The organism is Moorena sp. SIO3I6 (assembly GCF_010672095.1).
This window is the reverse complement of the sequence record NZ_JAAHHU010000863.1, coordinates 1-2,009: the sequence shown is the minus strand read 5'-3', so window position 1 is coordinate 2,009 and position 2,009 is coordinate 1. Positions and strand designations below refer to the sequence as shown.

The 2,009-nt window shown below is 41.2% G+C and carries 1 protein-coding gene; it reads right to left on the bottom strand.

Features of this window, described 5'->3' with window-relative positions; translation table 11 throughout:
- Window positions 1–1,336 (bottom strand): M10 family metallopeptidase C-terminal domain-containing protein (locus tag F6K49_RS43700; RefSeq protein WP_293108036.1); only part of this gene is annotated, 1,336 nt, incomplete at its 3' end.
- Window positions 1,337–2,009: the final 673 nt, after the last annotated feature.

The window sequence follows — 2,009 nt, the reverse complement described above, 5'->3', positions numbered from 1 at the left end:
TAAAGACAAACTTATCTGCACCAGTACCTCCAGAGAGCACATCATTTCCAGTACCCCCATATAAAATGTCATCACCTGCACCACCATAGATACGATCATTCCCTGAGCCTCCGTACATGCGATCGCTACCAGTTCCACCAGTTAAAGAATCATTGCCAGAACTACCACTGAGGAGATCATTGCCAGAACTACCACTGAGGGTATCATTACCACTAGAGCCATAGAGATTGTCATTGCCTGTACCACCGTATAAGCGATCGCTACCAGTTCCACCAGTTAAAGAATCATTGCCTGAGCCACCAGTTAAAGAATCATTGCCTGAGCCACCAGTTAAAAAATCATTGCCTGAGCCACCACTCAGATAGTCATTACCCTCGCCACCTCGTAGGACATTTGCAACATTATTGCCATAAATTGTGTCATTGCCGCTACCACCAATGCCATTCTCAATAGTCACACCATAAGCGATCGCTAGGGTTCTGCTTTCCAACTCTTTACCGTTCCAATACGCTGGACCTAGTTGACTCCATTGTCCAGGGTTTAGGTTAATCTTAGCGTTGGAAGACTGGTTCGACCAGTCGATGGTGTCGTTACCACCTGCATCCCAGATAGTCTCCAAAAGTTGTTGTCCGGGAGCCCACTTATAGACTGTATTGCCCTTGCGCGTGTTCATGTTTGCACCGTAGATGTACTGGATAGCAGCAATATCGTGCAACATCGGCGTAGTGGGATAAAAATTTTGAATTAGACCACTTAAAGGCTGATTCACATAAGACCGATAGCTCATAACTGTGTAGGCAGTCGTATCAATATTTAAATTAGCGACTACCCTAGAACCATCCTTTGCGTGGGGATGCTTTAGTCCAAGAGCATGTCCGATTTCATGGAGGAATGTATGATAACCAAACGTTCCTTTTTTGTCAGTGTTATATTCTTTGCCATGACTGAACCAGATATCTCCTGCTTCTGCTGAGGGATCGGGCAAATAAGCCCATGCTCCATCAGGTTTAGAGGATTTAGCGAAGCGAATATCACCTGCAACTTTTTTAGAGTCAATGACTTTGGTAAAGTTAATATTGGCAACCTCGCTCCACGCCTTCAATGCATTTTCAGCAGCAATTTTTTGGGTACTAGTCAGAGGGGAAAAACCAGACCAAGGTTCACCTTCAAGATAGTTTGTCTTGTAAAATGAACTCCACTCACCAAAACTATAGGTTAAGTTAACACCTTTTCCGGTAGAACCGCCCCATTTATTATTCCCAAGTAAGCTGTCGATATGATGAATGCCAGAAAATTTTATATTGGAAACTTGGCCTTTTGAAGTAGGAGTAGCCATCGTTAATTTCTCCAAATCAGTGAATTTGGTTTTTAATACTGCTAAAGCAATAGTTGTGTTAAATTGGTCTTTTTTGTTGCCCTACTAGCTAAAACGATTCAGTGGGAAACAGCAAAGCGCCTGGTAACGTTTTCATTTACTTATTGGTAATACTTAGGTTTTGACTAGGAGTATTAGTCTATGAAAGCTGATTTGTAAACAGAGCTAGAATAATTGCTTTGCCAACCAGATTTAGTATCAACTACTCGCTTATTTATAACTTTAAAACTAAAACTCAAATAATACATTAACTGTTTCTACAAAGTTTATTTCTATTTTTGGAGAACGCCAGGGTATAATTATGCTAGTAGGTTTGCTGAAAACTACATGACGTTAATAAAACAAGAGGCTCTGTCGTTCAGAGCCTCTTGTTAATGCATATAGCGTTTATCGTAGCTATGAGGTACACATTATTTTTTACCTCTTACCTCTTACCTCTTAACTATTACCTGCTCCCTGCTCCCTGCTCCCTGCTCCCTAAAAACCAGAAATTTGTACCTCACAAGTCGTAGAATTGCTATATTATTTCAAGACTTTTGCTCAAAACTCAGCTGCGAACCTACAGCTGATAGCCCAATGAAAAGTGGAAACCATTCTCTTGTAGTGAATTTCCTCGGTTGTTGACCTTAATCAA